8 protein-coding genes are annotated in these 13,905 nt (G+C 49.4%); 3 read left to right on the top strand and 5 right to left on the bottom strand.

The genetic code is table 11. The features are described 5' to 3' along the window. Nucleotides 1–125: 125 nt before the first annotated feature. Nucleotides 126–1,118, top strand: a complete 993-nt coding sequence (locus CIK88_RS02650; protein WP_094391120.1) for a malate dehydrogenase — start codon at nt 126–128, stop codon at nt 1,116–1,118. Between the two features lie 356 nt (nt 1,119–1,474). Here CIK88_RS02650 and CIK88_RS02645 read toward each other — a convergent pair whose 3' ends face one another. Genes CIK88_RS02645 through gltX form a run of 4 tightly spaced genes read right to left on the bottom strand, consistent with a single transcriptional unit; the run spans nt 1,475 to nt 7,016 of the window. Next, nucleotides 1,475–3,715: a DUF5703 domain-containing protein gene (locus tag CIK88_RS02645; protein ID WP_371591483.1), complete on the bottom strand. Its 2,241-nt coding sequence runs from the start codon at nt 3,713–3,715 to the stop codon at nt 1,475–1,477. Next, nucleotides 3,712–4,248: a gamma carbonic anhydrase family protein gene (locus CIK88_RS02640; RefSeq protein ID WP_094391119.1), complete on the bottom strand. Its 537-nt coding sequence runs from the start codon at nt 4,246–4,248 to the stop codon at nt 3,712–3,714. Before CIK88_RS02640 ends, CIK88_RS02645 begins: the two co-directional genes overlap by 4 nt. Before the next feature lie 14 nt (nt 4,249–4,262). Further along, nucleotides 4,263–5,480 (bottom strand): 3-deoxy-D-manno-octulosonic acid transferase, encoded by a 1,218-nt coding sequence (locus CIK88_RS02635; RefSeq protein ID WP_094434368.1) that lies wholly within the window; start codon nt 5,478–5,480, stop codon nt 4,263–4,265. Nucleotides 5,481–5,498: 18 nt separating this feature from the next. After that, nucleotides 5,499–7,016 carry a glutamate--tRNA ligase gene (gene gltX / locus CIK88_RS02630; protein ID WP_094434366.1) on the bottom strand — a complete coding sequence of 506 codons (1,518 nt, stop codon included), beginning with the start codon at nt 7,014–7,016 and terminating at the stop codon, nt 5,499–5,501. Nucleotides 7,017–7,182: 166 nt separating this feature from the next. Here gltX and CIK88_RS02625 point away from each other — a divergent pair, with 166 nt between their 5' ends. Together CIK88_RS02625 and CIK88_RS02620 are read left to right on the top strand one after the other, a co-directional pair. Then, the gene (locus tag CIK88_RS02625) at nt 7,183–9,234 is read left to right on the top strand and encodes an HD family phosphohydrolase (protein ID WP_371591481.1); all 2,052 of its coding nucleotides are present in this window, start codon (nt 7,183–7,185) and stop codon (nt 9,232–9,234) included. A 224-nt stretch (nt 9,235–9,458) separates the two neighbouring features. Beyond that, nucleotides 9,459–10,997 (top strand): OmpP1/FadL family transporter, encoded by a 1,539-nt coding sequence (locus CIK88_RS02620; protein WP_254046832.1) that lies wholly within the window; start codon nt 9,459–9,461, stop codon nt 10,995–10,997. 452 nt (nt 10,998–11,449) lie between these two features. Here CIK88_RS02620 and priA read toward each other — a convergent pair whose 3' ends face one another. After that, complete coding sequence (gene priA, locus CIK88_RS02615; protein WP_094434490.1) at nt 11,450–13,708, bottom strand: primosomal protein N'; 2,259 nt, start codon at nt 13,706–13,708, stop codon at nt 11,450–11,452. Nucleotides 13,709–13,905: the final 197 nt, after the last annotated feature.

Below are 13,905 nucleotides of genomic sequence, written 5' to 3'. Positions count from 1 at the left end.
AGTTTACAAACGTATGATATTTTAATTTTTATAACATTAAATTGCAATTAAAGTGTTTCATATAATAAGTTTTTTTGCTAACTTTGCATCGAAAGAAGAACAAACATCATTAATAAAAAACAACTATGGAATATTTATCAAATGACAAGCTTTTGATCGTCGGTGCCGGCGGTATGATTGGTTCAAACATGGTACAGAGCGCTTTGATGCTCGGTCTGACTCCTAACATCTGTCTGTACGATATCTATGAGCCAGGTGTTCATGGTGTATTCGACGAAATTCAGCAGTGCGCTTTCGCAGGTGCTAACGTTACTTATACTGTTAATCCCGAAGAGGCTTTCACAGGTGCTAAATACATCATCTCTTCAGGTGGTGCTCCCCGTAAAGACGGTATGACTCGCGAGGATCTGCTGAAAGGTAACTGCCAGATCGCTGCTGAGTTTGGTGACAACATCAAGAAGTACTGCCCCGAAGTGGAGCACGTTGTTGTTATCTTCAACCCCGCTGACGTAACAGCTCTTACTGCTCTTATCCACTCAGGTCTGAAACCCAACCAGCTGACTTCACTTGCTGCTCTTGACTCAACCCGTCTGCAGCAGGCTCTCGCACTGGAGTTCGGTGTTCAGCAGGATAAGGTTACCGGTGCTCACACCTATGGTGGTCACGGTGAGCAGATGGCAGTATTCGCTTCTCAGGTTAAGGTTGACGGCAAACCTCTCTCAGAGATGGGCCTCTCAGCTGAGCGTTGGGAAGAGATCAAGCACCACACCGTACAGGGTGGTTCAAACATCATCAAGCTCCGTGGTCGTAGCTCATTCCAGAGCCCTGCCTACAATGCAGTGAAGATGATTGAGGCTGCTATGGGTGGTGAGAAGTTCACTCTGCCTGCTGGTTGCTATGTAAACTGCGACAAGTGTGGTTTCAAGAACGTGATGATGGCTATGCCTTCTACCATCGACAAGACTGGTGTTCACTTTGTTGAGCCTGCTGGTACAGAAGAGGAGATGGCTTCACTCGCCAAGTCTTACGAGCACCTTTGCAAGATGCGCGACGAGATCGTAGAACTGGGCATCGTTCCTCCCGTTGCTGAATGGAAGGAAATGAACCCCAACCTCTAATTCATAACTTACACGAACTATTGTTCAAAGGTCCTGACCATGCCGTCAGGACCTTTTCTTTGTTATATAGGAAATGTTGCTTATCAACGGAACACACCATAGTTTCTAAGCTCCATAAACCATGAAGCATAGTGGTTAAATCAAGAAAAGTATTTGTTCACATTGTATATATGTATCGCGCACGCGCACGCGACACACGAAATATTCGACCATCGACCACCCTGTTTTTCTATCTTATTGACCTACAATCAATCACAAAAAATACAGTACAGATTTACGACCACCGATCGACCACCATTCGACCACCATTCGACCACACGATAACAAACTGGTGTCTGCATGAATCCTTGCAACGGCTACTGCAATACATTCACCACATCTTTCTGTCTTTCGACAGGTGTCACTTTGACCGAAACCACCTTTCCACCTTTCATTTCAGCCTCAACAATGGTGCCATGAGCAGCATGTAGTCGGAAGTGAACATCCCACTCTTCAGGCCATGCCGGGAAGATATAGAGTTTATCACCAACTTCCTGCAACAGCATTTCCTGCATGCCAATCATGCCCGAACCGCCCCAGTTGTGGTCAGGAGTCCAATCATAGCCAGGTCCCCAAAATGCCGGAAAGCGATGCGGACCGTCGGCAAGTTTCTTTTCCAATAGTCCTTTTGCCTCATCTCTCATGCCGAGACATGCTGCCCATATCACATCCTGTTTCCAACCGATGTGCGTTCGGAACTTCAGCGCCAATGAATCTTCCTGATAGGTGCGTTTCGCCACGTCGATATCAGGGCGTCCTACGCCATAGATGCGCCATGGAAATACCGGATAGAGTTGTGGTGTTTCCACATTCTGCACCCTTTCATAATGTACAGCAGGAGCAATTTTTCCATCGCGAACCGTAATCTCCGGCAATCGCTGATAGAAGTCAGCGAGCAGCGAGTCGCCACCCAGATAGTCAATGAGTGCTGTGGTCACGGTGCGCAAAGCCGCAATAGTAGAAGTAGAATTATAGGCACCCTTGATAGTCTCACATCCACTTCCGGGATAGAGCACCAGTTTTCCGTTTCCATCGAGCGTCTTTGCACTGCGTTTGCGTGCCAGATACTGATAGTGTTCATCGAAGAAGCGGAGACATGATCGTATCATCGGCACATAGTCGGAGATATCCATACCCGAATAGCGATGCGCCTCCAACGCCATCATGCAAAACTCCAAGCAGGTGTCCCATTCGTATTCCAACCACGCATTGCGCTCCATGCCAGGGTCAAAGTCATCGGGACGCTTCGTGCCATACTCCGGCAAACAAGGCAAACCATAGTTTTCCACCTGTTCTGTGAGACACGCACCGCCATGGTTCCAATACACCTTCGACCGCAATTCTGCATTGCGATAGATGCGAAGATAGAAGTCGAGTTGTGGTTTAAGCACATCATAATCGCCATTTTTCAGCATCGGCCAATACACCAACCGTTGGTTTTGTGCCGTATGCACACCACCGCCCCAGTTGCGGTAGTCGGGTGTGATGCGATATTCGGGAGCCTTTTCCACATATTCCGGATCGAAAGTAAAGAGTCCGCCGTTGAATTTTGTAGGCCATTCGCCACGACTGTTGCACCCTAACATATAGCGGAACAAGGTATAGTTGCGCACAGCGGGAACGTTGCCCTCTACGAAACTGCGTTGCCAGAACTGCCGCCACCACTGCCGAGCGACTTTCTTGTCACGTTTCTGATTGACGGTTTTCGTGGTTTGTGCCAGTTGTTGCATCCATTGCGCCATGGTTCCCTGACACGTAGCCATAGCAATCATAACCGCTTGGCGCGATGCTTTTCTGGTCGAGCGATAGGTCCATCGCTCATAGTCGGTACTGGCATATTGCCCTGTAGAATGACTGTCAAACACAAAGCCGTCGCCTGTCAGTTGTCCACCGAAGGTCAGTTTCGCCAAAGGATTATACATCTGTTGTTTCACCGTCTCCATTTTCTGCTGCTTCACCGTAGCATCGAAGATGGTCACATCACTGTTATGATGGAAGAATATCAGCTTGTCCGCAGCCTTCAGAATACTGTCGCGCCTTGTGACAAGCGTTTTAGGAGCAGCAAATTTATAGGAAGTTTGAAAACGACCACGCTTGCCAAGCAGCCTGTCATGGGTTCTCCACGACTCATACGATACCTCTGCCTGACAGTTGCCCTGCTTGTCGGTCATCTCCACATGTACCACGGGTTTCTCCACATCCGCCCATATCAATACGGTCTGACTACCGTCGGTCACTTCACAATAGCCTTCCTGCAACACCAACCGCTGGCGGAAGGCAGTAGTATTGAATGGTCGCGAGAGATGAATGCGTAAGCGTCCGAGCTTCAGCAAACTATTGTTTTCATCGAAACAGCCGCTGCGCGAGAGGTAGAAGAGCACATCACCCTGTTCCACCCAGACGTTCATGCCCACATCACCTCCGCCACACGGCATCGACTGCGAGGCATTGCTGCTTGGCGAAGTCCATTCGTAGGGAGCGGGCTGGGCTTGTACTTTCGCCATGACAACCATCATGGCAAATACCGTCAGCAGCGTCTTTCCGATGTTCATGATCATTCTGTTTGTTTGCCGAAATGGCAATCTGGATTTTCCTCCTTATACCATTTGGAGTATTCCACATAGTGCTTGGCATTATCAGTCTGTCCCGGACGCGTAGGTTTAAGATATTTGGCAGGCACTCCACCCCATATCTCGTGAGGTCCTATCTTCGTGTTTTGGAGCACCAATGCACCGGCAGCCACGATAGCTCCCTCGCCCACTTCACATCCGTCGAGCAGTGTTGATCCCATGCCAATGAGTGCTCCGTCGTGGATGGTGCAGGCATGTACGGTGACGTTATGACCGATGGTTACATCGCTGCCGATCACTGTCGGACCCGTGTCGTGGGTCACATGAATACAGGAACCATCTTGCACATTGGTGCGGTCACCGATGGTAATAGGAGCCACATCGCCCCTTACCACCGCATTAAACCATATAGAACACTCGTCGCCCATGGTCACTTCGCCCACGATGGTGGCATTTTCACTAAAATAGCAGTCGCGTCCCCATTTGGGTGCGAGTCCTTTTATCGTCTTGATTAAAGCCATAAGATAGTCAATGATTAGAGTCCTACACTGTGCAGCACCTTGTCTGTGGCGCCAGCCTTACCTTTCACATAGTCGCCAGCCTTCTTTCCGTCAGCCTCCACCTGCTGTGGGTTGGCATCAAAGCGATCCATGATACGCTGGAAATCGGCAGCACCGTTGATTTCCAGTCCACCGCCGCACGCCTTGAGCTGCTGTGCTTCCTGGAATCGCTGGTTGTTGGGTCCGAAGATCACGGGCACTCCCCATACCGCAGCCTCAGGCAGGTTATGGATGCCCACACCGAATCCTCCACCCACATACGCCACTTCACCGTAGTGATAGATGCTGCTGAGCAGACCGAAACAGTCGATGATAAGCACCTGTGCATCGCGCACCTCTTCAGCCGAAGCCTGTGTGTAGCGCACCGCCTTACCTTCTATTTTCGATAGAATCTGTTGCAGATGATCCTCCCCGATGACGTGTGGAGCGATGATGAGTTTCCAGTCTTTATGTGCATTAAACCATGGGATGAAGATATCTTCATCGGGTTGCCAGCTCGAACCAGCCACAAATGTGCGGTGTCCGTCAGTAAATGCTTCCACCACAGGCAACTGCTTGGCAGCCTCTTTGATTTGCAGCACGCGGTCAAAGCGGGTATCGCCAACCACGGTCACCTCGTTGATGCCAATCTTTGCCAACAGTTGTCGGCTGATCTCGTTCTGCACGAAGAAGTGGGTAAAGCAGTGCAGTACGCGTCCGTAGCTACGTCCATACCACTTGAAGAACACCTGTTCGGGTCTGAAGATGCTCGACACACTATATACCGGCACCTTTCTGTATTTGAGGATGTGCAGGTAGTTGTACCAAAACTCATACTTGATGAAGAATGCCATGACCGGACGTATGGTACGCAGGAAACGGCGTGCATTCATGATCGTGTCAAGGGGCAGATAGGTAATGATATCTGCGCCTTCATAGTTTTTGCGCACCTCATAGCCCGAAGGCGAGAAGAACGTCAGCAGAATCTTATATTCCGGATGTTCACGCTTCAGCTGTTCCATGAGCGGACGCCCCTGTTCAAACTCACCCAGCGACGCAGCATGAAACCATACATACTGCGCGTTAGGATCCATTTTCTCCTTGATGATGCCAATGGCCCGACGTTCTCCACGCCACATATTCCTCACCTTTTTACTGAAAAGCGAGGCTATGACCACACCAATGAGATAGATATAAATGACGATATTATACATAAATAGCGCGCCAAGTGATTAGCCCAACACTTCAATTGCCTTTTTCATACGGGCAATGGTCTCTTCCTTGCCGAGGAATGCCGATATGTCGAACATACCAGGACCCTTGCCTTCGCCGACGAGAGTGAGTCGCCAGGCATTCATGATATTGCCGAGTTTATATTCTTTTTGCTCTATCCACTCGTGTACAATCTTTTCCTGATTCTCCAATGAGAAGTCGTCGATACCCTCCAGCACATCAATCAGTTCGGTAAGCTGCTGTGCCGAATCGGCTTTCCAACGCTTTTTAGCTGTTTTCTCATCGTAGGCTGTGGGTGCTTCAAAGAAGAACGAGCAGAGGGGCCACAGTTCCTTAACAAACGAGACGCGGTCTTTCATCATCGTCACCACCTGCAGAATGCGCTCCGATGAATCGCTGACCCCATGTTCACGACAAATGGGTTCGAAGAGTGAGGCAATTTCCTCGTTGCTCTTCTTAAGGATATATTCGTGGTTGAACCATATTCCTTTCTCGTAAGCGAAGCGTGCGCCAGCCTTCGAACACTTAGTGATATCAAACAGCTTGACGAGTTCGTCGAGTGTGAACAACTCCTGTTCGGTACCGGGATTCCATCCCAACAGTGCCAAGAAATTGATAACAGCCTCTGGAAAATAGCCACTCTCGCGGTATCCCGATGATACTTCGCCAGTCTTAGGATCATGCCATTCGAGGGGGAACACAGGGAAACCGAGGCGGTCGCCATCGCGCTTAGAGAGCTTACCCTTACCGTCTGGTTTGAGCAACAACGGCAGATGGGCAAAGCGTGGCATAGTATCTTCCCATCCAAAGGCGCGATAGAGCATGACGTGGAGCGGTGCACTGGGCAACCATTCCTCACCACGAATCACGTGAGAGATTTCCATCAGATGGTCATCCACTATGTTGGCGAGGTGATAAGTGGGCAGTTCGTCGGCACTCTTATAGAGCACTTTATCATCTACGATATCGCTCTTGACGTGTACTTCGCCACGAATCATATCGTTGACCAATATCTCCTGACCGGGTTCCACCTTGAAACGCACAACATACTGCTTGCCTTCAGCAATCAGTGCCTGCACTTCTTCGGCAGGCATGGTCAGCGAGTTGCGCATCTGCTGACGGGTGTGGCAATCGTACTGGAAGTTTTGTATCTCTGCACGCTTGGCTTCCAACTCCTGTGGAGTATCGAAGGCAATATAGGCACTGCCTCCATCGAGCAGTTGCTTCACATATTTCTTGTAGATATCGCGACGCTCGCTCTGACGGTAAGGTCCCTTATCGCCACCGAAGGAAACACCCTCGTCAAACTGGATACCCAGCCACTTAAACGATTCTATGATATACTCTTCGGCACCAGGCACGAAGCGGTTGGAATCGGTATCCTCTATACGAAACACCAATTGTCCGCCATGCTGACGGGCAAAAAGATAATTATACAATGCAGTTCGCACACCTCCGATATGAAGCGCGCCAGTAGGACTCGGAGCAAAACGCACCCTTACTTTTCTTTCTGTCATCTTACAAATAATCTTAGAAACGGATTAATACTTTGCAAAAGTACACATTTTTTTTCATATATTCATGTTTTTTTGCTTGAAAACCACATACTTTCCGTTTTTTATCGTAACTTTGCCAAAAAGTCGGAAGACAGCTTCATTATCAATAACGAAAATTATTCTGCCCGTGAAAGAAAATAACTATTGGCGCAGCTTAATGATTTGCGCAGCACTCATCACCGTTTCCGTGCTGTTGATTGTGTGGGCGATTCCCCGCGACAGCCGCAACTATTTCTTTGCCGAACAGGGCAAACCATGGAAATATGCCGACTTCACCGCCCCCTTCGATTTCCCCGTTTATAAGTCGGAAGCCGCCATCAATGCCGAGAAAGACAGCTTGATGAAGGACTATGAGCCCTACTACAAATACGACAAGGAGACGGAGAGTCGCATGATACGCAAGTTCCGCACCGATTTTGCCGACGGTATTCCAGGCCTTGGTCCTGAGTATGTCAACATGATAGTCAAGTGCCTTCACGAGCTATACCAGCAGGGCATCATGCCTTCAGCCGATTATTCAGAACTGCGCGCAGATACTGCCGCCATGATTCGCGTGGTAAGCGGCAAGGTGGCAGGAAGTATTCCTGTGGCAAGCGTCTATTCCACCAAGACCGCCTATGAGCAGCTTTTCCGCGAAGAACCCCTTGCCCTGCAGCGCCCCATCCTACAGAAATGCGACCTCAACGACTATATCACCAACAATCTTTACTTTGACCGCGAGCGCAGCGAAGCAAGCAAGAGCGACATTCTCTCCAGCATTGCACTGGCAAGCGGTGTGGTGCAGAAGGGACAGAAGGTGATTGGCCGAGGCGAAATCGTGACCGACAAGACCTACCGCATCATTGAATCGTATATGAAAGAAAACGAGCGGTTGCAGCAAGACAGCACGCAAAACCAGTTGGTACTGCTCGGACAGATCATGTATGTGGCTATCTTCATGATCACCTTTACGGTCTATATCTTTCTTTTCCGGCGCGACTATCTGGAGAAACCGCGTAGCATAGCCATGCTCTACGTATTGACGGTGGTGTTCTGTCTGCTCACAGCAATCTTTGTACGCAACACGTTCATCCACGTCTATCTGTTGCCGTATGCCATGGTGCCCATCTTTATCCGTGTGTTCCTCGACTCGCGAACGGCATTTATGGCACACATAACCATGGTACTCATCTGTGCCATCATGCTCGCCCACCCCTTCGAATTTATCGTGGTAGAGTCGGTTGCCGGTCTTACTGCCATCTGTTCGCTTCGCGAAATGACACAGCGTTCCCAGCTTTTCAAGACAGCCATCATTGCCACCGCTGCCGCCATGATTACCAATCTGGCATTCGACTGGATGCGCAACAGTTCGCTGACACAGATAGACTATAGTTCGTACAACTATCTGATGGTAAACGGTGTGACCCTGCTCTTCGCTTATCCGCTACTCTATCTGGTAGAGAAACTCTTCGGATTCACCAGCGACATCACCCTGATCGAACTCTCCAATTCCAACAACGACCTCTTGCGCCGCATGAGTGAGATAGCTCCCGGCACCTTTAACCACTCTATCCAAGTGGCAAACCTTGCTGGAGAGATTGCCAACAAGATAGGCGCCAACGCCACACTCGTGCGCACGGGCGCGCTATATCATGACATAGGTAAGTTGTCGAACCCTATCTATTTTACCGAAAACCAGACGGGTGTGGATCCCCACGACATGATCGACGACATCAAGAGCGCACAGATTATCATCAGCCACGTAACCGAAGGACAGAAAATGGCAGACCGCTACAACCTGCCTAAACCCATTCGCGACTTCATATCGACCCACCACGGACAGGGAAAAGCCAAGTTCTTCTACATCAGATACAAGAACGAACACCCCAACGAGGATGTTGACGACCTGCTCTTCACCTATCCCGGTCCCAATCCCTTCACTCGCGAACAAGCCATATTGATGATGGCTGACTCGGTAGAGGCGGCTTCACGGTCGCTCTCCGACTATACCGAACAAAACATTCGCGACTTGGTGAACCGCATTATCGACTCGCAAATAAGCGAAGGATACTTCCGCGAATGTCCTATCACCTTCAGAGATATACAGTATGCTAAAACCATACTCATCGAAAAGCTAAAGACGGTATATCACACCCGTATCAACTATCCTACGGAAAAGAAAGAGGCGAAAAAGGAATAAACGCACCCGAAATATTGCACACCAAAGGGCGTGTTTGTGCAAGAAAATACTGCACAAACGCGCCTTTTTGTGCATGTTTAGTACAAATTTTAGTTAACAAACCTTAATATCCTTGTGACATTTACGGAAAATCAGAACAATACAACTACCTTTGCAACCAATTTTAAGATAATTTTGTTTAATTCAAAGGAATGAAAAAGAGTTTTATTACCTGTGTTGTTTTCATGATGACAACTATTTGTGCGTATGCTGGAGGTCTGCTGACCAATACCAACCAGCACGCTGCCTTTAACCGAATGATGAGCCGTGAGGCATCCATCGGTATCGACGGAGTATATTACAATCCTGCCGGCGTGGCATTCATGGCCGACGGACACCACCTCGCCATCAACTGGCAGTTGGCTTATCAGACCCGTCACATTGAGAACGATTATATGCTTTTCACTAATAATGTGAACAATGCCATTACCCCACGCACTTTCAAAGGTAAGGCTTTAGCTCCAGTCATCCCATCATTTCAGTATGCTTACAACAAGAACCGTTGGTCGTTGCAAGCCAACTTTGCACTGACTGGTGGCGGCGGTAAATGTACTTTCGACAACGGACTGGGTTCGTTTGAGAAGATTGTAGCCGAGACAGCCATGGGTGCTTGCCAGTTGGCAGGCGGTATCGACCAGGTGGGTGCTGCTGTAGGACAAGCCATGGGTCTGCCCATTCCCAGCCGTTTTTTCAGTTCTGACGCTGCTTTCGGAACCGATGGCAAATACAGCTACGACAGCTATATGCACGGTCGCCAGTATTATTTCGGTCTCTCTGTAGGTGCTGCATACCGTGTAAGCGACAACTTCAGCGCCTTTGCCGGTGTGCGCGGCGTATATGCCACCTGTAACTATTATGGCTATGTGCGCGACATCAAGGTTGGCGCAATGCCACTCTACCAGGTGCTCGACCCTTCAAAGCCCAACGCAGCCAATATCGAACTGAGCTGTGACCAGAGCGGACTGGGCTTCACCCCTATCCTTGCTGTGGATTACAAAACCGGCAAGTGGAACTTCGCTGCAAAGTATGAGTTCAAGACTCGTATGCGCTTGAAGAACAAGGCTGTCAACTATGCCCCAAGTATCGGTAACTTGGCAGACAATCTGAGAACTGCTTATATCCAGGCTGGTGTTCCCGAAGCTGCTGCTGACGCTATCCTTGGCAACGAACACGTTACCGCTGCCATGGGTCAGCTTAAATCACAGTTCGACCAGAAACTGGATGCAGCCATCGGAGAATATGAGGATGGCAAGAAAATTGCCGGTGATATTCCTGCCTATCTGACTATCGGTGCTGGCTACAAACCCATCGATGCACTCCGCATCAACGTAGGTTTCCACTGGTTTGACGATAAGCATGCCACTTCATACAACGACCGTCAGAAACTGTTGAAGCGCGGAACACTCGAATGGAATGCCGGTGCAGAATATGATGTATGCAAGAAACTCACCGTAAGTGCTGGATGGCAGAACACCAACTACGGCATTTCCGACGAATATATGGAGGACCGTTCATTCGTAGTTAGTTCCAACTCAGTAGCTGGCGGTGCTGTGGTTCACCTCACCGACAAGATGCATCTCAACGTGGCTTACTTCCACACCTTCTATCAGCATAAGAAGGTGGAGGAGAAAGTGCAGCTCACCGCTGACAAGAGCCTCAGCTACAGCAGCGATTTCACCCGCAACAACAATGTGTTTGCGCTGGGTCTCGACATCGATTTCTAATACCATTCATAACAAGCAAGTCGTTCGCGACTGTCATACTTACGCAACAAAGCCGCGGAGAATCTTCTCCACGGCTTTGTTTTTTTCGTTACATCACATCCCTACCCAACATACTTCCCTCAGCAAATCAATTTGTTTTCCTCAGCAATTCAATTTGTTTTCCTCAGCAATTCAATTTGTTTTCCTCAGCAATTCAATTGAAATTGGTCAGCAAATTCAATGAAATTGCTGAGCAAACTCAATGAATTTGGTCTGCAAACTCAATGAATTTGCAGAGCTATGTAAGTTACACAGGCTTCAAACAGCTTATTATCAGGGAATTACTGTAACATCGAAAGCATTGCAAAATGAATGGTTTTTGCGTGGCATAAACCAAATTTGAGGACGGCATTGCCATAGGTTTCTGACGGTTGAAATCATGGTTTGGAAAGTGCAACAACGATCTTTACATCCTATTGCGGATCGACATCGTAGTAGATGACAAGCGATGAATAGCGCTTGTCGCCCATCATTTGCTGTTGCACCTGCAACAAACATTGGCGCACACGAGGCAGATCAATACCCAGTTCGAGTTTCAAAACGAGTTTGCGGATATTCTGCGACTTCACTTTTGCCACTGCGGGTTTATCGGGACCAAGCACTCTGGCGCCAAACAACTGACGCAACCGCGACCCCATCTCTATAGCGGCAGTCTCTACCGTGGCATCGTAGCGATGCTTCAGAAATACATAGACCAGATGAGTGAACGGCGGATAGCGGAAGAGCTGGCGCTCTTCCACAAGGTCATGGTAGAGCGCTGTGTAGTTATGTGCCACCACTTGTCCGATGACAGGCACTTCGGTATTCTTCGTTTGTAGTATGACCAGCCCCTGATGACCTTTTCTGCCTGCACGTCCTGCCACTTGCGACATCATCATAAAGGCTTGTTCGTAAGCACGGAAATCGGGATAGTTGAGCATGGAATCGGCATTTAATATGCCCACCACGCTCACCTTGTCGAAGTCGAGTCCCTTGGTCACCATCTGCGTACCGATAAGGATGTTGGTGCGCCCGGCACCGAAATCGCTGATGATACGCTCGTAGGCATTGCGCGTTCGGGTGGTATCAAGATCCATGCGTGCAATGCGTGCTTCGGGGAAAAGGTCGCGTATCTGCTCTTCTATCTTCTCGGTTCCGAAACCACGCGAACGCAGATCTTTCGACTCGCAACACGGACATCTATCAGGTATCTGATACGTATAGCCACAATAGTGACAGGTCAGCTGGTTGGTTTGGCGGTGCAACGTGAGCGAAACATCACAATGCTGACACCTCGGCACCCATCCGCACTGATGACACTCCACCATCGGCGCGAAGCCACGGCGATTTTGAAAGAGTATGACCTGCTCTCCTTGTTGCAGCGCTTCACGCATGCTGGTGAGCAAAAGTGGCGAGAACGGCCCTTTCATCTCCTTGCGATGTTGCAGCCGTGCCACATCGACCACTTCGATACGCGGCAGTTGCATGCCCTGAAAACGTTGAGTCAGCGAAACGAGCCCATACTTGCCGGTCTGCGTATTGTAGTAGGTTTCCATGGATGGAGTGGCGGTGCCCAACACGGTTTTGGCACCGGTCATGTGTGCCAAGACGATGGCTGCCGATCGCGCATGGTATCGGGGAGCAGGGTCTTGCTGCTTGTAAGAGTTTTCATGTTCCTCATCGACAATGACCAAACCCAGTTTCTGAAAAGGTAAGAGCACTGCCGAGCGGGCACCGAGAATGATGTCGTAGGGATGTGATGAGAGTTGCTTCTGCCAGATTTCCACGCGCTCAGCATCCGAATATTTGGAGTGGTAGATGCCCAGGCGGTCGCCAAACACGCGTTGCAGGCGTTGCATCATCTGCACCGTCAATGCTATTTCGGGCAAGAGATATAACACCTGTTGCTTGTGTTCGAGGGCTCGGCGGATGAGGTGAATATAGATTTCGGTCTTGCCACTACCTGTCACACCATGTAGCAACGTGACGGGATGGCCCATCATCTGCATCAAAAGACTGTTGTAGGCAGTGGTCTGCGCTTCGGATAGCGGCGGGATGAGTTCGGGGTGATAGTCACCGCCATGGTTTAAGCGCCCCACTTCCACCTCGTAGGTCTCAAGCATGCCTCGTTTTTCCAACTGGCTGATGATGGCTGAAGTGGCATGACTGCTGTTCATAAGTTCTTCGCGCGTCACCTCTGCAATAGGCGTTGACTGGGCAACCTCATCCCAATGGGAGAGAAATAGATAGGTATTGAAGGCCTCCAACTGCTTCTGTGCACGCGTCAGCATATTGATGGCCACATGGATAGAAGCCTCGTTGCGGTAGGCTGGCGTAAGTCGAATATAGGTTTCGGTCTTGGGTTTATAGCCTTCCTCGGCTTTCAAGCCGGCAGGCATGGCTGCCTTATACACATCGCCGATGGGCGACAGATAGTAATCGGCTATCCAGTGCCACAGCTTCAACTGCGACGGATTGACGATGGGGATAGGATCCATCACCTGAAGCAACGGTTTCACCTCATAGTGTTCGGGTTTGTCGTGATGTAAACGATCGACTATGCCCACATATTTCTTATTGCGACCGAACGAAACGAGCACACGCATTCCCTCGCCTACACACATGCCTTCGGGCACGGAGTAGGTGAATGTGGCGTGCAAAGGCACGGGCAGAATGATATCAGCATAGGTCATCATCTCTGCAAAGGTAGTGCAAACCGAGCGAAATGCAAAAGGAAAACGAGTTTTTCTTTTCATTCCCGAGGTGCAGCCTACCTAAGACCTTGGGTCAAAGATAATGAAAAAAACGCAAACGCATATACTCCCCGACCGGAAATAATAGATAGAAAAGAGAAAAATGTTGGAGGCAGAGCAAGCGAGTGGTTGTTTCG

Source organism: Prevotella sp. P5-50, from assembly GCF_002251295.1.
Lineage (GTDB): Bacteria > Bacteroidota > Bacteroidia > Bacteroidales > Bacteroidaceae > Prevotella.
The sequence above is the reverse complement of the archived record's forward strand: the minus strand, read 5'-3'. Positions and strand labels throughout refer to the sequence as shown.

Bases quoted from the DNA above. Each gene is read 5' to 3' on its own strand.
- CIK88_RS02650 (WP_094391120.1), top strand. From the start codon at position 126: ATGGAATATTTATCAAATGACAAGCTTTTGATCGTCGGTGCCGGCGGT.
- CIK88_RS02645 (WP_371591483.1), bottom strand. From the start codon at position 3,715: ATGATCATGAACATCGGAAAGACGCTGCTGACGGTATTTGCCATGATG.
- CIK88_RS02640 (WP_094391119.1), bottom strand. From the start codon at position 4,248: ATGGCTTTAATCAAGACGATAAAAGGACTCGCACCCAAATGGGGACGC.
- CIK88_RS02635 (WP_094434368.1), bottom strand. From the start codon at position 5,480: ATGTATAATATCGTCATTTATATCTATCTCATTGGTGTGGTCATAGCC.
- gltX (WP_094434366.1), bottom strand. From the start codon at position 7,016: ATGACAGAAAGAAAAGTAAGGGTGCGTTTTGCTCCGAGTCCTACTGGC.
- CIK88_RS02620 (WP_254046832.1), top strand. From the start codon at position 9,459: ATGATGACAACTATTTGTGCGTATGCTGGAGGTCTGCTGACCAATACC.
- priA (WP_094434490.1), bottom strand. From the start codon at position 13,708: ATGACCTATGCTGATATCATTCTGCCCGTGCCTTTGCACGCCACATTC.